Genomic DNA, 21,289 nt, shown 5'->3' on the forward strand with positions numbered 1-21,289 from the left:
TGGCAAGTCCACAGCCCGGCCTTAGGGAAAGGATAACGCAAATGTATCTGTTCTTGGCATTTTTGTTGGTGCCCATCATCGAGATCGCGCTGTTTATTCAGGTTGGCGGGTTGATTGGCTTGTGGCCAACCCTTGCCATCGTAGTGCTGACAGCGGTTTTGGGCACGGTTTTGGTGCGGACACAAGGTCGCATGGCACTGGGAAATCTGCAGCGTTCATTTGCAGAACTGGATGATCCGACCGAACCGCTGGCTCATGGTGCAATGATCCTTTTGTCGGGCGCTTTGTTGCTGACGCCGGGATTTTTTACCGATGCTATTGGATTTGCATTACTTGTACCGGGCGTTCGGGTTGGCGTTTTCAGGTATCTGAAATCGAAAATCACCGTAGCCCAATTTCATATGGGCCCGGGTCCCGGTTTTCAGTCAAAGGGCAATCCCTTCGAACAAGGTGACATCATTGATGGAGACTACACCGAAGTTCGCCCGAAAAAAGATCCGTCAAAGCCGTCTAAATGGGTAGAAGGGCCCCACCAGCATTGAGGTGCCGCGCCCAACTTGATAAGCAGTGGCGAATTTCATTTTTGGAGTAGATCCATGGCCGAAGAAAACACTGCAGAAAACACTGCGGCCCAAGCCGCCCCGCAGGTTCAGATGCGTGTTCTGGGACAGTTCATCCGCGATATGTCCTTTGAGAACGTGATGGCGCAAAAGGGCGTGTCAGGGGACGTGCAGCCCGAAATCGCGGTTCAGGTGAATCTTGACGCCAAGAAACGCCCCGCAGACCACCAGTTCGAGGTGTCGATCAAGCTGAACCTGACTTCCAAAGCCAAAGGCATGGAAGATGTCCTGTTCTTGTGTGAGCTGGACTATTGCGGCCTGTTCCACGTGGAAGGTGTGCCGGAAGATCAGCTGCACCCGTTCCTGATGATCGAATGCCCGCGGATGCTGTTTCCGTTCCTGCGCCGCATCGTCAGCGACATCACCCGCGATGGCGGCTTCCCGCCGGTAAACCTGGACAATATCGATTTCGTCGCACTGTATCGCAACGAATTGATGCGGCGTCAGGCCGAACAGGCCCAGAAGGCAGACGCTTAAGTTTTGACCCGTGCCTGACCGGATCAGGCACGGGTCCACAGGGCGCTGTCGCCCAGTTTTTCCACGAAAGCTTCATGTGCTGCGCGTTCATCCTCGGTAATTCGGGATGGCAGCGGTGCGGCACGCGGTGTCGGTCGCCAATCATCGCTGCCGCCTGCCGCAGAAGATGCAGATGTCGACAAGCCAAAATCGGGCTGTCGTCCACCAATCAGCTCAAGATAAACCTCAGCCAAAATTTCGGAGTCGAGCAACGCGCCATGCAGAACGCGATTCGAATTGTCGATATTGAAGCGGCGACACAACGCATCCAATGATGCCGGGGAACCGGGGAACCGTTTACGCGCTATCGCCAGCGTATCCAACGCCTGTTCCATCGGGATGAGCGGGGCACCCATCCATTTCAGTTCGGCGTTCAGGAACTTCATGTCGAACGAGGCGTTGTGGATCACCAGTCGCGCATCCCCAACAAATTCGCGAAAACCGTGACCAACTTTGGCGAAAACCGGCTTGTCTTTCAGCGTCACTTCACCCTTTTCCGGTGGGCGCGGGTTTTCCAGCAGGTCTGGTCCGATGCCATGCACACCAAACGCCTCTTCCGGCATGGAACGTTCGGGGTTGATATAGACGTGATAGGTCTCACCCGTTGCGACGTGATTCCACAGTTCAACGGCACCGATTTCCACGATCCGATCACCGCCTTCGGGATCGAATCCAGTGGTTTCGGTATCGAGTACAATCTCACGCATCAGCCATCCCCGCCCGTATCTGCTTTACTACATCCTGCACCTGCACGCGGGCGTGGTCCAGAGTGTCGGTCACAATCACGAAATCCGACCGCGCGCATTTTTCCTCATTCGGCATTTGCTTGGAACGGATCTGTTCGAACTGCGCCTCGGTCATTGTTCCACGATCCATGACACGTCGTTTTTGTTCGTCCTCCGGAATCGAAACGCAGGCGACGGCATCCATCTTTGTATCGCCACCCGTTTCAAACAGGAGCGGTATGTCGAACACCAAGATATCGTTTGTCGCATTGTCACGAAACGCTGCACGGTCAGCAGCGACCAGGGGATGTACAATCGCCTCAATGATTTTCAACGCGGCGGGATCAGTTGCGATAATCTGTTTCAGCGCGTCTCGGCTGACGACCCCATCTTTAATCGAAGCAGGGAAGGCTGCACGCACTGGTTCAACCGCGGCACCTCCGGTCGCGTACAACCTATGCACCGCCGCATCCGCATCCCACAACGCGCAGCCTTCTTCGACGAACATCTGCGCGGTGGTACTTTTCCCCATACCGATGGAACCGGTCAGGCCAAGCGCAAAACTCATGCCAATGCCGCCGCGCGCGTGTCCGCATCAACTTCGGGGCGCACGCCGAACCAGCGTTCGAAACCGGGAACCGCCTGATGCAACAACATGCCCAAACCATCGACTGTGGTGCATCCTGCCTCTGCTGCGGTTTTCAGTAGGCGGGTTGTCAAAGGCGCATAGACCAGATCGGTCACCACGGCGCCGGGCTGCAACCCATCAAGTGGAACCCGCAGTTCCGGTTGGCCCTGCATTCCCAACGATGTCGTGTTTACCACGAGCTCTGCATTTTCGATGACATTTCCAGCCTGAACCCAATCAACCACGCGGATGCGCTGACCAAATTCTTCTTTAAGATGATCCGCGCGGGCGCGTGTCCGGTTGGTCAGCAGGATCTCTGGCACACCTGCATCAGACAACGCTTGCAGAACGGCGCGCGCTGCCCCTCCGGCCCCGAACACAACGGCCGGTCCGTCCTTTGCATTCCAGTCCGGTGCACCATTGCGCAGGTTCTCCATGAACCCGTACCCATCCGTATTGTCTGCATGGATTGAGCCATCTTCGCGAAACACCAGAGTGTTCGCAGCACCTATCACCGTTGCGCGATCAGACACATGATCCGCGATCTTCAAGGCTGCCTCTTTGTGGGGAACGGTAACATTGGCCCCAACAAAACCCGCTTTGGGCAGGGTGTGCAGTACAGTTTCAAGATCGGCAGGCGCCACATCCATCGGGATATAGTGACCGGCCAGACCGTAGGTTTTCAGCCAATGGCCATGTAATTTAGGGGAACGCGAATGCCCGATGGGATGCCCTATTACTCCGGCCAAAGGAACCCGATAGTCCGTCATTGATCGATTACCCCTTTGACAGCCAGAAAGTTGAGAAGCTCCAACAGGGGCATACCCAAAACGTTAAAATAGTCGCCGTCAATGGTAGCGAACAGGCGGACGCCTTCTTCTTCCAGTTTATAGGCTCCGACGGCATGTCGGATGCTGTCCCAGTTCCGCGCAACATAGTCTTTCAGATAGGCATCGGAACTGGCCCGCATCCGTAACCGCACCTGTCCCACATGCCGCCAGATAGGCTCACCATCCCGATAGATGACCGCCGCGGACAAAAGCATGTGCCGTTTGCCGCGCATGGCTTTCAGCTGAGCCAGTGCCTGTTCCGGGGTTTCCGGTTTCGACAGTAGCTGACCGTCAAAATCCAGAACCTGATCACATCCCAGAACCATGACATCGGGATTCTTGTCACTGACCTTCCGCGCTTTCATTTCTGCGAGTGCATCGGCAATTTCCCGTGGTGATGCGTTTTCAGCCAATAAGGCGCGCTTGGCCGTCTCTTCATCCACGCGCGCTGTTTGAACCGTGAACGGTACACCTGCATTTTCAAGCAGCTGCGCGCGTATGGTGGATCCGGAAGCAAGAAGAATGGGGACAGACATGTGGAAAACCCCGTGTGCAAATCGATGAAAGTTCTGGGGTGCTTTGTATGGTTTTCCGGTTGACACGCAACCCTGCGAATTTCGCGGCAAAGATCCTCGAGTCGCTCAAATCCCGTCCAGCCGGGACAAGAATAAGTCTGGTTCTTGGGATAACCCTGATCTCCCGAGATACCCAAACAGTTATCCCCAAATTTCATCCATCCAATTATATATAACTACCTGATATTATTATAAAAAATCCCATATCAACAGAATTATGGGAAAAATCTGCCTTTCCGTCCACCTGGGGAAAACACTTGTGTAAAAAAGTAATCCACGGATTTTGCTCACCCTACAAAACCATCTTCCTTTTTCTTTTCTTATTTTTTTATTAGGGAGAGTTTCGAGCAATGTCCGGAGCCAAAATGACCGATCTTCTTTTCACGCTGTACCCGTGGGTGAAGTCACTCCATATCATGGCCGTGATCTCATGGATGGCAGGTTTGTTCTATTTGCCCAGACTGTTCGTTTACCACGTCGAGAAAGCGCAATCAGTCGACGGTGCGCAGGAAATCTTCTTTGAAATGGAAGAAAAACTGCTGCGCGTAATCATGGGCCCGGCGATGATAGTCGCGTGGGTTTGCGGTCTGATCATGGTCTTCACGCCAGGCATTGTCGGATGGGATTGGACCTGGCCGTGGGTAAAGGGTGCGGCCGTCATTGGTATGACCTGGTTCCATCACTGGCTGATGGCACGACGCAAGGATTTCCTTGAAGGGCGAAACAAGCTCACTGGGCGGCAGTATCGCATGATGAATGAGGTCCCGACCGTTTTAATGGTTGCAATCGTTCTGGCGGTCGTTCTGAAGTTCTGAGGGCCTGTTTGACTTCGCACCACGCTGAGCTTATGTAAGGGTCAACACGCCCGTCCGGGCGGTGTATCTTCCGTACTGAAATTTCACTTCGTGCCGCGATTTCTGCGGTGAAGGTTTGTATAATGACAACAGACTCTCTGAATCTGGCCGATCTGAAGGCCAAAAGCCCCAAAGACCTTCTGGCGATGGCCGAAGAGCTGGAAATCGAAAACGCCTCGACCATGCGTAAAGGCGAAATGATGTTCCAGATTCTGCGCGAACGAGCGGATGAAGGCTGGACCGTTGGCGGCGATGGCGTGCTGGAGGTGCTTCAGGACGGTTTCGGTTTCCTACGTTCGCCCGAAGCGAACTATCTGCCGGGCCCGGATGACATTTATGTCTCGCCTGACATGATCCGCCAGCACTCGCTGCGCACAGGGGATACAGTTGAAGGCGACATCAAAGCGCCGGACGAGAATGAACGCTATTTCGCGCTGATCAAGGTTACCAAGATCAACTTTGAAGAGCCTGAGAAAGCCAAGCACAAAATTCTGTTCGACAACCTGACACCGCTCTATCCCGATGAGCGTCTGAAGATGGAGATCGAAGATCCCACCATCAAGGACAAGTCTGCTCGTGTGATCGATCTGGTCTCGCCCATCGGTAAAGGCCAGCGTTCGCTGATCGTGGCACCGCCACGGACCGGTAAAACGGTGATCTTGCAGAATATCGCGCATTCGATCGAACAAAACCACCCTGAGTGCTACCTGATCGTCTTGCTGATTGACGAACGCCCGGAAGAAGTGACCGACATGCAGCGTTCGGTGAAGGGTGAGGTTGTCTCCTCGACCTTCGACGAACCCGCAACGCGCCATGTGGCTGTGTCTGAGATGGTCATCGAAAAAGCCAAGCGTCTGGTCGAACATAAACGAGATGTTGTTATTCTCCTCGACTCTATCACAAGACTTGGTAGGGCGTTTAACACCGTGGTGCCATCCTCGGGTAAAGTTCTGACTGGTGGTGTGGACGCCAACGCCCTTCAGCGACCCAAGCGATTCTTTGGTGCCGCGCGAAACATTGAAGAAGGTGGTTCGCTGACCATCATCGCCACCGCACTGATCGATACCGGCAGCCGGATGGACGAGGTTATCTTCGAAGAATTCAAAGGCACCGGTAACTCGGAAATCGTTCTGGATCGCAAGATCGCAGATAAACGTGTGTTCCCGGCAATCGACATCCTCAAATCCGGCACCCGGAAAGAGGATCTGCTGGTCGACAAGGGCGATCTGGCCAAAACCTTCGTTCTTCGCCGCATCCTCAACCCGATGGGCACCACCGATGCAATCGAGTTCCTATTGTCCAAGTTAAAGCAAACCAAGACAAACGGTGAGTTCTTCGATTCGATGAACACCTGATACAGGTCTTGGACCTAAGCGAGGCCTTCGAATGGATACGATATTCGCCTTGGCCAGCGCGCAAGGCAAAGCCGGGGTGGCGGTTATCCGCCTCTCTGGTCCCGATTCCCATTTTGCAGCAGAGCGCTTGACTGGAAGCGTGCTGCCCAAACGCGGCATGGTCCTGCGTACTCTACAGGATCAGGACAGAGCGCGATTGGACGACGGGCTGGTTTTGACATTCCAGGCCCCGGCCAGTTTCACTGGAGAGGATGTGGCTGAGCTTCAGATCCATGGAAGTACGGCGTCGGTCAACGCTGTGCTGCGATGCTTGTCGGATACTGACGGGCTACGTATTGCCGAACCTGGCGAATTCACGCGTCGGGCGCTTGAAAACGGTAAGATGGACCTGACGCAGGTCGAAGGTCTGGCCGATCTCATCGATGCAGAAACCGAGGCGCAACGGAAACAAGCTCAAACCATTTTGGCAGGAGAGCTGGGCACCTTGGCAGAGCGGTGGCGTCGGGATTTGATACGGGCCGCGTCTCTGTTGGAAGCTGTCATCGACTTTGCTGATGAAGATGTTCCGACGGATGTGACGCCGGAAGTGCGTAAGCTGATCCAAGGTGTTATGTCGGACCTTCGCCGCGAGGCAGATGGTGTGAAAATTGCCGAGCGAATACGCACCGGGTTTGAGGTCGCTATCGTTGGTCTTCCGAATGCGGGAAAATCCACTCTTCTGAATGCGTTGGCAGGTCGTGAGGCCGCTATCACCTCGGAATACGCGGGGACCACGCGGGATGTGATTGAAGTTCGTATGGATCTGGCCGGATTGCCGGTGACCTTGCTGGATACGGCAGGGTTGCGAGAGACCGAAGATCATGTCGAAAACCTGGGCATCGAGCTAGCGCGCAGCAGAGCTGAGGCCGCCGATCTACGCGTTTTCCTGTCGGAAATACCGGAAGACTTGGGGGTGAAGATGCAAGATGGGGACATTCATGTTCTTCCTAAAGCTGACCTTCGGGGTATTGATGATCAGGGCGTGTCTGGGAAAACAGGGCAGGGTATAGATGCGCTCGTGAACCAGATTTCGTATGTGCTGAGTGAAAGATCTACCACCCATGGTATTGCAACACGGGAACGCCATCGCGCTGCAATCAACAGGGCATTGGACTCACTGAAATCCGCAATCTCGGTTCTGGAATCAGGTCCGGACCTGTATGATATCGCTGCAGAGGAGCTGAGAACCGCTATTCGCGCTCTTGAATCTCTGGTGGGTAGAATAGATGTCGAAACGCTGCTGGACGAAATCTTCTCCAGCTTCTGTTTAGGAAAATAAGGAGTGTTTCACGTGAAACATTCGAAGTTTGATGTCATTGTCATTGGGGCCGGACATGCCGGGACCGAGGCAGCACACGCGTCAGCGAGAATGGGTGTAAATACTGCGCTGGTGACATTGTCTGCGACTGATATCGGCGTCATGTCCTGCAACCCAGCGATTGGCGGTTTGGGAAAAGGCCATCTTGTACGAGAGATTGACTCCCTTGATGGTGTCATGGGCCGTGTTGCGGATCAGGCGGGTATTCAGTTTCGATTATTGAATCGACGAAAAGGGCCCGCCGTTCAAGGACCAAGAACACAAGCTGATCGCACCCTTTATAGGGTTGCCATGCAGAAAGAAACGGAGAATCAGGAAAACCTGTCAGTTGTTGTTGGAGAGGTTGTCGATTTTCTGATGCATGGCCCGCAAGTCTCAGGTGTCGCCCTTGCAGATGGTACAGAGCTTCATGCGCGAGCAGTTATTCTGACTTCGGGCACATTTCTTCGCGGTGTCATTCACATTGGAGACGTGTCTCGTCCCGGTGGAAGAATGGGAGATCGACCATCCGTCAAACTGGCTGAACGGTTGGATAGCTACAATCTCCCCATGGGCCGATTGAAAACGGGCACACCGCCCCGCCTGGATGGGCGAACTATCGATTGGTCAGATCTCGAAAAGCAGGAAGGGGATGATGAGCCAACGCTGTTCTCGTTTCTGTCAACATCCGTTGTCGCACCACAGATTTCCTGCGGAATTACGCATACAAATGCGCGAACACACGAGATCATTGCAGCGAACCTTTCAAAATCTGCGATGTATGGCGGTCATATTGATGGAGTGGGCCCTAGATATTGCCCATCGATCGAAGACAAAATCGTACGTTTTGCGGAAAAGGATTCGCATCAAATCTTCCTTGAGCCCGAAGGGGTCAACGATCACACGATCTATCCAAACGGTATATCGACGTCTCTGCCGCAAGATGTGCAACTGGAATATGTCCGATCGATTAAGGGATTGATGAAGGCAGAGATTTTACAACCCGGATATGCAATTGAATATGACTACGTTGATCCGCGTGTCTTGAACGCCTCGTTGTCATTGCCGCAAATCCCGGGACTATATCTGGCTGGTCAGATAAATGGGACAACAGGATACGAGGAAGCCGCCGCCCAAGGGATGGTGGCTGGCCTTAACGCGGCGTTAGACGTCCAAGGGCGGGAGCCGATCCACTTTACACGATCGGACAGTTATATTGGCGTGATGATCGATGATTTGACGACTCGAGGAGTCGCCGAACCTTACCGTATGTTCACGTCGCGCGCTGAATTCCGTTTATCTCTGCGCGCTGACAATGCTGATCAACGATTGACACCACTTGGTTTGGAATTGGGGTGTGTTGGAGAAGAGCGTAAGGTTCAGTTCGAAAGCAAAATGCATCAGCTTGAGGCTGTGAAGTCAAAGCTGACGGACCGGACTTATACGCCCAAGGAAGTTCTGGCAGCCGGGATAAACGTTAATCAGGACGGAAATCGCAGGGATGGGATGGCAATTCTGGCCTTCCCCGATACGTCTTTTGAAGATTTGTTGCCTTTGGTTCCGGAATTACAGGATGTTGATCCCAAGATCAGACTCCAGATCGAGCGGGACGCCCTATATGCGAATTACATTGCCAGACAAAAGCGAGACGTCGAAGCAATGAAACGGGATGAATCTTACATCATCCCCCAAGAGTTTGATTATTTTGCTCTGGAGGGCTTGTCTTCGGAGATGAAACAAAAGCTGTCAAAAGTTAAACCCGCAAATATCGCCCAGGCAAGCCGTATAGAAGGGGTCACACCCGCGGCGCTGACACTCGTTTTGGCAAAATTACGTCGGGACCAAAGAGCTCGTCAGGCATGATGGTTGATTATTCGATGTTCGAGGATCTGAATGTTTCACGTGAAACATTCGAACGTCTTTCGACTTATGTTGAGTTGGTGAATCGCTGGAACCCAAAAATCAACCTTGTGTCGCGGAAAAGTCTTACGCAAATCTGGGACCGGCATATTCTGGATTCCGTGCAAGTTTATCGATGCGCCGATGGCTTTGATACTTGGCTGGATCTGGGAAGTGGCGGCGGGTTTCCAGGTATGGTCTGCGCTATCATCGCTGGCGAAGAAAGCCCAAAATCCTCATTTACAATGATCGAGAGCGACCAACGGAAATCAGCTTTCTTGCGCAGCGTTGCTCGGGAATGCGGAATAAAGTGCGCGGTGATTTCGAAAAGGATCGAAATGGTCGACCCTTTGGCGACAAACGTTGTTTCAGCTCGGGCGTTGGCTGATTTGCGCACTTTATTGTCCTTTTGTGACAGGCATTTAGATGCCAACGGGACAGCATTGTTGCCCAAAGGCGCAAACTGGAAAAAAGAACTGGCAGACGCACGTGAGGAATGGAACTTCGATGCCGAGGCGATTACAAGTTTAACTGAACCTCAAGCCGTTATCCTTAAGATCAAAGGAGTATCACGTGGTTGATTTGTCACGACCTTCAGGGCCTCGGATAATTGCTGTTGCCAATCAGAAGGGTGGGGTAGGGAAAACAACCACAGCTATCAATCTGGCGGCAGGTTTGGCTGAATCCGGATGCAGAGTTTTGGTGGTTGACCTTGATCCCCAAGGAAACGCTTCAACCGGATTGGGTGTCGAAGATCGGGATTGGACAACTTATGATCTGATCCTCGACGATGCGCCTTTAGAAGCGGTGGTTCAGGAGACCGAAATTGACGGCCTCTTCGTGGTTCCGGCGACTGTTGATCTGAGTTCTGCCGATATAGAGCTGATTTCCAACGAAAAACGCAGTTACCTGTTGCATGATGCGTTGCGGCAGACAGCCGTGGATGCGTTTCACCTTGATTTTATCCTGATAGACTGTCCGCCGTCACTCAATTTGCTGACGGTGAATGCGATGGTTGCCGCGCACTCGGTGCTTGTGCCACTACAAAGCGAGTTCTTTGCTCTTGAAGGGCTCTCGCAACTGATGCTGACGATCCGAGAGGTTCGCCAAACCGCGAATCCAGAGTTGAGAATCGAAGGTGTTGTGTTGACTATGTACGACAACCGCAACAACTTGTCTCGTCAGGTCGAAAAGGACGCACGTGACAATCTGGGTGAGATGGTCTTTAAAACAAAAATACCCAGAAATGTGCGGGTCAGCGAAGCTCCGTCTTATGCGCTGCCGGTTTTGCAATATGACTCCGGCTCGCTTGGGGCAATGGCCTATCGGCATCTCGCTCGCGAGATCATGCACAAGAACAATAAGACCGCAGCCTGAGCGGGAATGAGGAGGGCGACATGAGCGCCAAGAATGCAAAATCCAGAGGGTTGGGGCGGGGATTGTCCGCTCTTATGGCGGATGTAAATCCTGAATCAGACGGTCGGGTGGCAACCGATGCACGCAGACCTGATTTGAAAGTCCCGATTGAAAAGCTGAAAGCCAACCCCAATCAGCCGCGCCGGACATTTATGCCCGAGCAGTTGGACGAACTGGCCGCGTCGGTTAAGGAAAAAGGCATCATTCAGCCGTTGATCGTTCGAGCTACGGGTTCCGACGAATATGAGATTGTCGCAGGTGAACGCCGTTGGCGCGCAGCCCAAATGGCTCAGCTGCATGATATTCCGGTTATTGTGCGTGAGTTTGATGACACGGAAGTGTTGGAAGTTGCGATTATCGAGAACATCCAGCGCGCAGATCTGAATGCCGTGGAAGAGGCCGCTGGCTACAAGCAATTGATGGATCGGTTTGGTCACACGCAGGAAAAGCTTGCTGCGGCCCTGGGCAAGAGCCGCAGTCATATTGCAAACCTTCTGCGCTTGCTGTCCCTGCCAATAGACGTTCAAACCCTTGTTATTGAAGGAAAATTATCTGCTGGGCACGCCAGGGCGTTGATAACTGCTGAAAATCCGTCAGAACTTGCGAAACAGATCGTCAAGGATGGCCTGTCGGTGCGTTCTACTGAGGCGTTGGTCAAAAAACAGCAGCAAGGCGGCGCTGAACGATCTGCGCCTCGGTCCCGAAATCTGGATGCCGGAAAGGATGCGGACACACGCGCATTGGAAAAAGACCTGTCCGCGATATTGGCGATGAAAGTGTCGATCAATCACAAGGCTGGAACGGAAACAGGGCAAGTTGTTCTGACCTACGAAAATTTGGATCAGCTGGACGATCTGTGCGCCAAGCTCAGCCGTTAGGCCGCGACCAGATAAAGATCATGACACCGCCCAGCACAACGGTCTGAACGATCAGGACAAAAGGCGGCGCGGACAACAAAACAGAGAGTCCAAAAACGGCGGCAATCGATACGGTTGCCGCCTTTTTTGCGGCTGGTCGAATTGCGCCCGCACTTTGCCAATCAAGAATCATTGGGCCAAAAAGCTGATGGCTCACAAGCCAGTTGTGCAGACGCGAGGATGAGCGGGCGAAGAAAAATGCGGCCAACAACAGAAAGGGGACTGTCGGAAGAAGAGGCAGAATAACCCCAACTGCCGCCATCGCAACACAAAGCAATCCCAGTCCGGCCCAAAGGTAATGCATGTTCAGCCCAATAGCTCCCTGATAACGGCGTTTAAAACGGCGCGGCCATCTGATGTGGCTATGAGCCTGCCTTTTTCATGTTTGACCATGTTGATGGCAATAAGATGATCAACTGCATCTTCTGGAAGTTGATGGCCCGACAAAACCTCCCATCGATCTATATCTAGTCCTTCAGCGACTCGCATACTCATCATGAGGTGTTCATTCGCCTGATCTTCTGTGGACAGCGCTATGCGTTTCTTATTTCCATCACCGCTTTCAACGGCGTCAAGCCAGCGCTGCGGGTTCAGATAGGTCTCGGTCGCGTATTTCTGGCCATTCTCAGTGATCCGGCCATGGGCGCCAGGACCGATACCAACATAGTCGCCATACCGCCAGTAAATCAAATTGTGCTGCGATTCAGCGCCGGGGCGCGCGTGATTCGAAACCTCATAGGCGGGCAGGCCGTGTGCTTCACAGATTTCCTGTGTAGCCAGATACATATCGGCAGCACTGTCATCTTCCGGCAGACCGCGTAATTTACCCACTGCGTACCGATCTCCAAAGGCTGTCCCGTCTTCGATCGTCAATTGGTATAGTGACAGGTGGTCGATGGCCATCGCTAGCGCTTCAGTCAGTTCAGCACGCCATGCTTCCAAAGTCTGGTGTTGGCGCGCATAGATCAGGTCGAAGCTGACCCGATCAAAGCAGTTTCGGGCTGTATCAAAGGCGGCCCGTGCTTCGGTCACAGTATGGATCCGCCCGAGACGACGCAGATCTTCGTTGTTCAAAGCCTGAATTCCCATCGATATCCGATTGACCCCAGCATCGCGGTAAGCTGCAAAGCGACCAGCTTCAACCGAGCCAGGATTGGCTTCGAGCGTGATTTCCATGTCATTGGCCGGGCGCCACAGCGTACGTGCCTCATCAATTATGGCTGCAACGGTTTCCGGATCCATCAGAGAGGGGGTGCCGCCGCCGAAAAAAATCGTGTTCAGAACCCGATCCGGAGTTTCTGAAGATGAGCGGCGCAGTTCACTCAAATATGACTTAAGCCATTGTTTTTGATTAATATTATTAGAAACATGGCTGTTGAAGTCGCAATACGGGCACTTGGCCTCGCAAAAGGGCCAATGCACATACAGGCCAAAGCCCCCGTTGCGCCAATCATCCGCCAAAGCAGCCTTTCACGAACATCTCCACCGCGAGGCCGCGATGGCTGATCTTGTTCTTTTCCCAGCGATCCATTTCAGCAAAGGTAATGTCATATCCGTCCGGGACAAACATGGGGTCATAGCCGAACCCGCCTTCGCCGCGGATCGGCCAGACCAGATGACCAGGCGCGATGCCTTCGAACACTTCGTCGTGCCCATCTGGCCAGGCCAGAACCAATGTGCTGCGGAATTGCGCGTTGCGAGGATAGGGGGCGTTTTTCGCCTCCAATTCGTTATGCGCGCGAGTCATGGCCATCAGGAAATCACGGCCGTTTCCGGTTTCCGCCCAATCGGCGGTGTAAACACCCGGTGCGCCGTTTAACGCATCGATAGTGATCCCGGAATCGTCCGACAGGGCAGGCAGGCCAGTTGCTTTGGCTGCAGCGTGAGCCTTGATCCGGGCATTGCCGACGAAAGTGTCTTCGGTCTCTTCCGGTTCAGGCAGGTTCATTTCGCCGGCCCCGACAACAGTCACACCGAAGGGCTCGAGGAGATGCGCCATCTCCTCAAGTTTTCCTTTGTTGTGGGTCGCGAACAGCAGCCTGTCGCTGTCGAACTTGCGGGTCATGCGGTAGCGGCTTTCTGGGCAGCCGCCAATTCGCCGACGCCTTTTTCGGCCAGATCCATCAATTGATCCATTTGGGCACGGCTGAAAACTGAGCCTTCAGCGCTCATCTGAACTTCGATCAGCTTGCCGGATCCGGTCATGATGAAGTTGCCATCCACGCCCGCTTCGCTGTCTTCGGGGTAATCAAGGTCCAGTACGGGTTGACCAGCGTAGATACCACAGGACACAGCCGCGACCGGATCGACCAGCGGGTCAGAGATCACGTCGCCCGACTTCATCAGCTTGTTGACGGCCAGGCGCAGAGCAACCCAACCACCCGTGATCGAAGCACAACGGGTGCCGCCATCAGCTTGAATTACATCGCAATCGACGGTGATCTGACGCTCGCCCAACGCAACCCGGTCTACGCCGGCGCGCAGGGCGCGGCCGATCAGGCGCTGGATTTCCACCGTGCGCCCGCCTTGCTTACCTGACGCAGCTTCTCGCCGCATCCGGGTGTTGGTGGCGCGGGGCAGCATCCCGTATTCAGCGGTGACCCAACCCAGGCCCGAGCCTTTGATAAAAGGCGGCACGCGGTCCTCAATGGTGGCGGTGCACAGCACATGGGTGTCACCCATTTTGATCAGGCAGGAACCTTCGGCATGTTTGGTGAACCCCGTTTCGATTGAAACGGCGCGCATTTCGCTTAAATCTCGTCCAGAGGGTCGCATCGGAAATCCTTTGTTTGCTGGGTTGGGGATAACGCCCCGCAGCGTTACGATGCAACCCCGATTGACCTTTCATTTGCCTGCTATTTAATGACGAATGAGCAGGGGAAGACGCATGAGCGAAGCGAGCAAGATTCTGGACGAAATGAACAACCGGTCACGGGAAGTGTTCCGGCTGATTGTCGAGAGCTATCTGGAAAGCGGTGAACCCGTCGGCAGCCGTACGTTGACGCGTACCTTGTCCGAGAAAGTCAGCGCTGCGACTGTTCGCAATGTGATGCAGGATCTGGAATTTCTGGGCCTTCTGGACAGTCCCCATGTCAGCGCCGGTCGAATCCCAACGCAGCAAGGCCTGCGAATGTTTGTGGACGGATTGCTGGAGGTCGGGGATCTGGGCGCGGACGACCGAGAGAAACTGGAACAGACATTGGGCTCAAACACAGGTGACGTTGGCGGAATGATGGACCGCGTGGGTTCGGCGTTGTCACACGTGACACAAGGCGCCTCGCTGGTTTTGACGCCCAAGCAAGAATCGGAAATCAAACATATTGAATTCGTTTCTTTGGGTCATGATCGGGCTTTGGTGGTTTTGGTTTTCTCGGATGGTCATGTGGAAAACCGCTTGTTCACTCCACCGCCCGGTCAAACCCCCAGCTCAATGCGCGAAGCGGCGAACTTCCTGAACGCGCTCATTGAAGGGCGGACACTTAGTGAAGTACGTCAGCAGATGCAGACGCAAATCGATGCACGTAAGCAGGAAATCGACATTCTGGCGCGTGAGATGGTCGAAAGCGGAATGGCCGCCTGGGACGGGGATGGCATCGACTCGGCCCGTTTGATTGTGCGCGGGCGCGCGAATCTTTTGAACGAACCCGGTCAGGCCGAGGAACTGGACCGTATTCGCACCCTGTTTGATGACCTGGAACGCAAGCGAGATATCGCGGAATTTCTCGAATTGACCGAAGATGGCGAAGGTGTGCGCATTTTTATCGGGTCTGAGAACAAACTTTTCTCACTTTCGGGTTCCTCTTTGGTGGTGTCTCCATATATGAACGCTGATCGAAAGATAATCGGTGCGGTCGGGGTCATCGGGCCCACACGTCTGAATTATGGACGGATCGTTCCGATCGTGGATTATACAGCGCAACTGGTCGGCAAGCTGATATCCGACCGGAGCTAGAGGGTAAGAGATGGCAGAGCCCAAGAACGAAGATTTTCTGGACGATATCGCAACCGCCGAGGCGGAAGAACTGGCCGAAGAGCTGATGGATATCAGCGAAGAAGAACTGGAGCTGGACGCGCTGCGGGCCGAACGGGACGATTACAAGGACAAGTTCATGCGCGCATTGGCGGATGCCGAAAACGCGCGCAAGCGTGGTGATAAGGCGCGTCGCGACGCGGAGCAATATGGTGGGTCCAAACTGGCCCGCGATATGCTGCCAGTCTACGACAACATGAAACGCGCGCTTGAAGCGGCGACCGATGAGCAGAAAGAAGTGGCTGCTGGTCTGTTGGAAGGTGTCGAACTGACCATGCGCGCGTTGAAAGACGTGTTCCAGAAACATGGGATCGAAGTGATCACGCCCGAGGTTGGGGATCGGTTCGATCCGAATGTGCACGAAGCGATGTTTGAGGCACCTGTGCCGGGCACTCGTGCAGGCGACATCATTCAGGTGTCGGCGGAAGGGTTCATGTTGCATGACCGCCTGCTGCGTCCTGCGCAGGTTGGCGTGTCGTCGACACCTGCGAGTTGATTGGCTTTTTCAAAGCCAAGCCTTCGGCGAGAGTATTTTTGAAAAGATGAAGGGGCGGTCAGGATCTGGCCGCCTCTTTCAGTTTATAGATCAGGTCGAGCGCTTCGCGTGGGGTGAGCTCGTCCGGCAGAATGTCGTTCAGCATGTTTGTGACGGGTGACGATTTGAGTGCGGGAGGCGGTGGCGGAGGCGCGGCTGAGAACAGGGGCAGGTCGTCAATTAGGGCCTTTTGCTTACCGCCTTCGCGTTCTGTTTTTTCCAGTTGGTCCAGCACGACGCGGGCACGCTCCACTACCGAGGTTGGCAGACCCGCGAGTTGCGCAACCTGCACGCCATAGGACCGGTCGGCAGCACCTTTGTGGACCTCGTGCAGGAAGATCACTTCACCTTCCCATTCCTTCACGGTGACTGTGGCGTTGTCTACGCCTTCCAAGTTCCCAGCTAGTGCGGTGAGTTCATGATAATGCGTGGCAAACAAGGCGCGGCATTTGTTGGCTGCGTGCAGGTGTTCCAGTGTGGCCCAGGCAATGGAAAGCCCGTCATAGGTAGCCGTCCCACGCCCAATTTCATCGAGGATCACAAGCGCCCGCTCGTCGGCCTGATTTAGAATGGCAGCGGTCTCCACCATTTCGACCATGAAGGTCGAACGGCCCCGGGCAAGATCGTCTGAGGCTCCTACGCGGCTGAAAAGCTGGCTGACCACGCCGACATGCGCCTGTTCGGCAGGGACGTAGCTGCCCATTTGGGCCAGAAGGGCGATTACAGCGTTCTGCCGCAGGAAGGTCGATTTACCAGCCATGTTTGGACCTGTCAGCAACCAGATGGCCGCACCGTCGTCTGCACTAAGATCGCAGTCATTGGCGACGAAGGCATCCCCGCTTTGCTGTCGCAAGGCATGTTCGACAACCGGATGGCGACCACCTTGCACGTTGAACGTCCGAGATGCGTCCACCTGTGGTCGACACCAGTTTTCCCCGCGCGCCAGATCAGCAAGGGCAGTGGTCAAATCCAGTTCCGCCAGCCCGCGGGCGGCTTGATTAAGCCGGGCTGCGAGGGTTAAAATCCCATTAGAAAGCCTTTGATAGAGCCGTTTTTCGATCTCAAGTGCCAGATTGCCCGCGTTCAGGATGCGGGTTTCAATTTCAGAGAGCTCGATGGTCGTGAACCGCACCTGGTTGGCGGTTGTCTGGCGGTGGATATAGGTCTCGGAAAACGGCGGGTTCAGCATCTTCTCGGCATGGGTCGCCGTGGTTTCGATGAAATAGCCCAGCACGTTGTTGTGTTTGATCTTCAGCGAGGTGATGCCGGTATGTTCAGCATATTTTTGCTGAAATCCTGCAATAACGGATCGACCCTCGTCGCGCAGGGTGCGGGCTTCGTCCAATTCGGTGTCAAAGCCAGGTGCGATAAAACCACCGTCGCGCGTAAGAAGTGGTGGCTCGGCAACCAGGGCTTCGTCGAGTAAGTTCAGCAAATCATCGAAGCCAACCAGATTCTGAAGCGCAGTTGTTAGAAGAACCGGCAAATCTTGATCTGCGCAAATCTCGGCAATTGCCGCCGCTTGCGTGAGTCCATTTCGGATAGCTGCCAGATCACGAGGCCCGCCACGCTCCAGTGACAAACGGGACAGGGCGCGGTCCAGATCAGGTGTTTTGCGTAGCGATTCACGCAGGTCTGACGCAATAAGGCTGTCCTCGACCGCAAAGCTCACCGCGTCCAGCCGGGCGTGTATGATGTCTAGATTGCGAGAGGGGCTGGACAGGCGTTGCTCCAGCAATCGCGCACCGCCCGGGGTTACGGTCCGATCGACCACTGAAAGTAACGAACCGGCACGTCCGCCAGACAAGGATCGGGTCAGTTCCAGATTGCGGCGCGTTGCGGCGTCAATCTGCACAACGCGGTCCTCGGATTCTTTCAACGGTGTTTGCAGCAGGGGCAATTTGCCCTTTTGCGTAATCTCCAGATAGTCGATCAGCGCACCCATCGCCGAAACTTCGGCGCGTCCGAAATTCCCGAACGCGTCCAGCGCACCCACATGAAATAAGCCGCAGATGCGTTTCTCAGCCGCAGTGCTATCAAAACTGGACCGTCCGACAGGGGTGAGGGAAATGCCTAAATCACGAACCGGTTCATTCAGTTTGTATTGCACGCTATCGGCCACGATCAGTTCCGACGGCGCCAGTCGCGCGAGTTCTGGGCTGAGGCGCACAGATGTCAAAGGCATCACGTGAAACGCCCCGGTCGAGATGTCGGCCCAGGCCAGCGCCGCTTCATCCCGAACCTCGGCATAAGCGGCGAGAAAGTTGTGGCGGCGGGCCTCAAGCAGGGCATCCTCGGTCAGTGTGCCGGGCGTCACTAGACGCACGACATCGCGCTTTACCACCGATTTAGAGCCTCTTTTCTTCGCTTCAGCCGGGCTTTCCATCTGCTCGCAGACGGCCACGCGAAAGCCCTTGCGGATCAGTGTCAGCAGGTACCCTTCGGCAGAGTGAACCGGCACACCGCACATTGGAATATCTTCGCCATTGTGCTTGCCACGTTTGGTTAACGCGATATCCAGCGCTTCCGCAGCGTTTACGGCATCCTCGAAGAACATCTCGTAAAAGTCGCCCATGCGGTAAAACAGCAGAGCGTCGGCATGGGCCTCTTTGATTTCGAGGTATTGCGCCATCATTGGCGTGACTGTGGACAAGGCTGATCCCTTCTGGCGTATTCCGGGCGCGACCTTACAAAGCCGGTCCCTGCGACGAAAGGTGAAAACGTATTGTCGTTGAGGCGCGCCCTTGCCTGCGCTATGAGGCAAAAGCCCAACAGATGTAAAGAAACGACATTTCCGATGCCCAAAGCGAAGATCACCAAAGAAGAGGCGCTGGCCTTTCACCTCGACCCGACCCCCGGCAAGTGGGAGGTGCAGGCTACCGTCCCGATGACCACGCAGCGCGATCTGTCGCTGGCCTACAGCCCGGGTGTGGCTGTTCCATGTGAAGCAATCGCCGAGGCGCCTGAAACTGCGTATGACTATACCAACAAGGGCAACTTGGTCGCCGTAATCTCGAACGGAACGGCGGTGCTGGGTCTTGGTAACCTCGGCGCGTTGGGCTCGAAGCCGGTGATGGAGGGGAAATCGGTCCTGTTCAAACGCTTCGCCGATGTGAACTCGATCGATATCGAACTGGACACCGAAGACCCGGATGAGTTCTGCCGTGCCGTGCGCCTGATGGGGCCGACTTTTGGCGGCATCAATCTGGAAGACATCAAGGCGCCCGAGTGTTTCATCATCGAACAGCGCCTGAAGGAAGAGATGGATATCCCAGTCTTCCACGATGACCAGCATGGCACAGCAGTGATCTGTGCGGCGGGTCTGCTGAACGCGTTGCATATCTCGGGCAAGAAGATCGAGGATGTGAAAATCGTCTTGAACGGCGCGGGTGCAGCGGGGATTGCTTGTATCGAACTGCTCAAAGCGATGGGCGCGCGACATGAGAACTGTATCGTGTGTGATACCAAAGGTGTCATATATCAGGGTCGGACCGAGGGCATGAACCAGTGGAAGTCCGCCCATGCGATCACAACCGAATTGCGCACGCTTGAAGATGCCATGAAAGGGGCTGATGTGTTCCTTGGTGTTTCGGTCAAGGGAGCAGTCACTCAAGACATGGTTGCGTCGATGGCCGACAACCCGGTGATCTTTGCAATGGCGAACCCGGATCCCGAGATCACTCCGGAAGAGGCCCATGAGGTTCGCGTGGATGCCATCGTGGCGACCGGCCGCAGCGATTACCCAAACCAGGTGAACAACGTTCTGGGCTTCCCCTATCTGTTCCGTGGTGCGCTGGACATTCATGCGCGCGCCATCAACGATGAGATGAAGATTGCCTGTGCCCATGCGCTGGCCAATCTGGCGCGTGAAGATGTACCGGATGAGGTTGCGATGGCCTATGGCAAGTCGCTCACCTTCGGACGGGATTATATCATTCCAACACCGTTCGATCCGCGTTTGATCCACCGCATCCCTCCAGCCGTTGCAAAGGCCGGTATGGACACTGGCGCGGCGCGCCGCCCGATCATCGACATGGACGCCTACGAGCTGAGCCTGAAATCCCGGATGGACCCGACCGCCAGCATTCTGCGCGGTCTGAACGCCCGTGCGCGCCAGGCGCAAAGCCGAATGATTTTTGCCGAGGGTGACGATCCACGGGTTTTACGCGCGGCTGTCATGTATCAGCGTTCCGGTTTTGGTAAGGCGCTTGTGGTCGGCCGGGCGGATGATGTCAAAGATAAGCTGGAAGCCACTGGTCTTGGCGATGCTGTGCGAGAAATCGAGGTTGTGAACGCCGCCAACACCACCCACCTCGAGACTTATTCGAATTTCCTCTATGAGCGCCTGCAGCGTAAGGGGTTTGACCGCAAGGATATTCACCGCCTGGCCGCGCGGGACCGACACGTGTTCTCTTCTCTGATGCTGGCCCATGGTCACGGAGACGGGCTGGTGACCGGAGCAACGCGCAAATCGGCGCATGTAATTGATCGCATCAATCATGTGTTTGATGCCGATGCGGCCCATGGCGCTGCTGGCGTGACGGCACTTCTGCATAAAGGCCGGATCGTTCTGATCGGAGATACGCTGGTGCATGAATGGCCGGATGAAAACGATCTGGCCAACATCGCCGAGCGTTCGGCAGCAGTTGCCCGACACATGGGGCTGGAGCCACGGGTTGCCTTTGTCAGCTTCTCGACATTTGGATACCCGGTTTCGGAACGCGCTGAGAAAATGCACCGTGCGCCTGCGGTTCTGGATCAGCGCGGCGTTGATTTCGAGTATGAAGGCGAAATGACGGTGGACGTGGCCCTGAACGTGGATCAGCAAGCGGCTTATCCGTTCTCACGCCTGACTGGCCCGGCGAATATCCTGATTGTTCCGGCGCGGCACTCGGCGTCGATCTCGACCAAGCTGATGCAGGAAATGGGCGGTGCCACCGTCATTGGCCCGATCCTGTCGGGGATCGACAAGCCGATTCAGATTTGCTCGACTGTGTCTACCGCCAATGACATTCTGAACATGGCCATTCTGGCCTCGTGCGACATCGGGTAG

At 54.9% G+C, this 21,289-nt stretch carries 21 protein-coding genes; 12 read left to right on the forward strand and 9 right to left on the reverse strand.

Annotation, left to right across the window (positions count from 1 at the left end; genetic code table 11):
* Nucleotides 1–41: 41 nt before the first annotated feature.
* Together ACR0K5_RS16985 and secB are read left to right on the forward strand one after the other, a co-directional pair.
* Complete coding sequence (locus ACR0K5_RS16985; RefSeq protein ID WP_480630836.1) at nt 42–542, forward strand: FxsA family protein; 501 nt, start codon at nt 42–44, stop codon at nt 540–542.
* Between the two features lie 54 nt (nt 543–596).
* Nucleotides 597–1,097 (forward strand): protein-export chaperone SecB, encoded by a 501-nt coding sequence (secB, locus tag ACR0K5_RS16990; RefSeq protein ID WP_480630837.1) that lies wholly within the window; start codon nt 597–599, stop codon nt 1,095–1,097.
* Nucleotides 1,098–1,120: 23 nt separating this feature from the next.
* Here the strand turns inward: secB and dnaQ are convergent, their stop codons facing one another.
* From dnaQ to ACR0K5_RS17010, 4 genes are read right to left on the reverse strand one after another with little or no spacing between them, the layout of a single operon-like run.
* Complete coding sequence (gene dnaQ / locus ACR0K5_RS16995) at nt 1,121–1,843, reverse strand: DNA polymerase III subunit epsilon (RefSeq protein ID WP_480630838.1); 723 nt, start codon at nt 1,841–1,843, stop codon at nt 1,121–1,123.
* Entirely contained in the window at nt 1,836–2,429 is a 594-nt protein-coding gene (gene coaE, locus ACR0K5_RS17000) for a dephospho-CoA kinase (protein ID WP_480630839.1), read from the reverse strand. Before coaE ends, dnaQ begins: the two co-directional genes overlap by 8 nt.
* Complete coding sequence (locus ACR0K5_RS17005; protein WP_480630840.1) at nt 2,426–3,259, reverse strand: shikimate dehydrogenase; 834 nt, start codon at nt 3,257–3,259, stop codon at nt 2,426–2,428. The genes coaE and ACR0K5_RS17005 overlap by 4 nt, the downstream gene beginning before the upstream one ends.
* Complete coding sequence (locus ACR0K5_RS17010; protein ID WP_480630841.1) at nt 3,256–3,855, reverse strand: Maf family protein; 600 nt, start codon at nt 3,853–3,855, stop codon at nt 3,256–3,258. The genes ACR0K5_RS17005 and ACR0K5_RS17010 overlap by 4 nt, the downstream gene beginning before the upstream one ends.
* A 404-nt stretch (nt 3,856–4,259) precedes the next feature.
* Here ACR0K5_RS17010 and ACR0K5_RS17015 point away from each other — a divergent pair, with 404 nt between their 5' ends.
* From ACR0K5_RS17015 to ACR0K5_RS17045, 7 genes are all read left to right on the forward strand, one after another.
* Entirely contained in the window at nt 4,260–4,709 is a 450-nt protein-coding gene (locus ACR0K5_RS17015) for a CopD family protein (RefSeq protein ID WP_480630842.1), read from the forward strand.
* 122 nt (nt 4,710–4,831) lie between these two features.
* A complete protein-coding gene (gene rho / locus ACR0K5_RS17020) occupies nt 4,832–6,103 on the forward strand; it encodes a transcription termination factor Rho (RefSeq protein ID WP_480630843.1) in 1,272 nt (423 codons plus the stop codon).
* A 31-nt stretch (nt 6,104–6,134) separates the two neighbouring features.
* Nucleotides 6,135–7,421 carry a tRNA uridine-5-carboxymethylaminomethyl(34) synthesis GTPase MnmE gene (mnmE, locus tag ACR0K5_RS17025; protein ID WP_480630844.1) on the forward strand — a complete coding sequence of 429 codons (1,287 nt, stop codon included), beginning with the start codon at nt 6,135–6,137 and terminating at the stop codon, nt 7,419–7,421.
* A 12-nt stretch (nt 7,422–7,433) separates the two neighbouring features.
* Entirely contained in the window at nt 7,434–9,302 is a 1,869-nt protein-coding gene (gene mnmG / locus ACR0K5_RS17030; protein ID WP_480630845.1) for a tRNA uridine-5-carboxymethylaminomethyl(34) synthesis enzyme MnmG, read from the forward strand.
* Nucleotides 9,302–9,919 (forward strand): 16S rRNA (guanine(527)-N(7))-methyltransferase RsmG, encoded by a 618-nt coding sequence (gene rsmG / locus ACR0K5_RS17035; protein ID WP_480630952.1) that lies wholly within the window; start codon nt 9,302–9,304, stop codon nt 9,917–9,919. Before mnmG ends, rsmG begins: the two co-directional genes overlap by 1 nt.
* Entirely contained in the window at nt 9,912–10,715 is an 804-nt protein-coding gene (locus ACR0K5_RS17040; protein WP_480630846.1) for a ParA family protein, read from the forward strand. Before rsmG ends, ACR0K5_RS17040 begins: the two co-directional genes overlap by 8 nt.
* Before the next feature lie 20 nt (nt 10,716–10,735).
* Nucleotides 10,736–11,632 carry a ParB/RepB/Spo0J family partition protein gene (locus ACR0K5_RS17045; protein ID WP_480630847.1) on the forward strand — a complete coding sequence of 299 codons (897 nt, stop codon included), beginning with the start codon at nt 10,736–10,738 and terminating at the stop codon, nt 11,630–11,632.
* On the opposite strand, the gene ACR0K5_RS17050 is transcribed toward ACR0K5_RS17045, so the two are convergent.
* From ACR0K5_RS17050 to rph, 4 genes are read right to left on the reverse strand one after another with little or no spacing between them, the layout of a single operon-like run.
* The gene (locus ACR0K5_RS17050; RefSeq protein WP_480630848.1) at nt 11,622–11,975 is read right to left on the reverse strand and encodes a YbaN family protein; all 354 of its coding nucleotides are present in this window, start codon (nt 11,973–11,975) and stop codon (nt 11,622–11,624) included. The genes ACR0K5_RS17045 and ACR0K5_RS17050 overlap by 11 nt on opposite strands.
* A 2-nt stretch (nt 11,976–11,977) precedes the next feature.
* Nucleotides 11,978–13,132 (reverse strand): radical SAM family heme chaperone HemW, encoded by a 1,155-nt coding sequence (gene hemW, locus ACR0K5_RS17055; protein ID WP_480630849.1) that lies wholly within the window; start codon nt 13,130–13,132, stop codon nt 11,978–11,980.
* On the reverse strand, nt 13,122–13,736 hold the full coding sequence (gene rdgB / locus ACR0K5_RS17060) for an RdgB/HAM1 family non-canonical purine NTP pyrophosphatase (protein ID WP_480630850.1): 615 nt from the start codon (nt 13,734–13,736) through the stop codon (nt 13,122–13,124). The genes hemW and rdgB overlap by 11 nt, the downstream gene beginning before the upstream one ends.
* Nucleotides 13,733–14,446, reverse strand: coding sequence for a ribonuclease PH (gene rph / locus ACR0K5_RS17065; protein ID WP_480630851.1), 714 nt, complete (start codon nt 14,444–14,446; stop codon nt 13,733–13,735). The genes rdgB and rph overlap by 4 nt, the downstream gene beginning before the upstream one ends.
* A gap of 112 nt (nt 14,447–14,558) precedes the next feature.
* Between rph and hrcA the strand changes: the two genes are divergently transcribed.
* Nucleotides 14,559–15,623, forward strand: coding sequence for a heat-inducible transcriptional repressor HrcA (hrcA, locus tag ACR0K5_RS17070; RefSeq protein WP_480630852.1), 1,065 nt, complete (start codon nt 14,559–14,561; stop codon nt 15,621–15,623).
* A gap of 10 nt (nt 15,624–15,633) precedes the next feature.
* Nucleotides 15,634–16,197: a nucleotide exchange factor GrpE gene (locus tag ACR0K5_RS17075; protein WP_480630853.1), complete on the forward strand. Its 564-nt coding sequence runs from the start codon at nt 15,634–15,636 to the stop codon at nt 16,195–16,197.
* Nucleotides 16,198–16,255: 58 nt separating this feature from the next.
* Here ACR0K5_RS17075 and mutS read toward each other — a convergent pair whose 3' ends face one another.
* Entirely contained in the window at nt 16,256–18,871 is a 2,616-nt protein-coding gene (gene mutS / locus ACR0K5_RS17080; RefSeq protein WP_480630953.1) for a DNA mismatch repair protein MutS, read from the reverse strand.
* Nucleotides 18,872–19,033: 162 nt separating this feature from the next.
* Here mutS and ACR0K5_RS17085 point away from each other — a divergent pair, with 162 nt between their 5' ends.
* Complete coding sequence (locus ACR0K5_RS17085) at nt 19,034–21,289, forward strand: NADP-dependent malic enzyme (RefSeq protein WP_480630854.1); 2,256 nt, start codon at nt 19,034–19,036, stop codon at nt 21,287–21,289.

The sequence above is a fragment of the Ruegeria sp. AB9 genome, assembly GCF_056542585.1.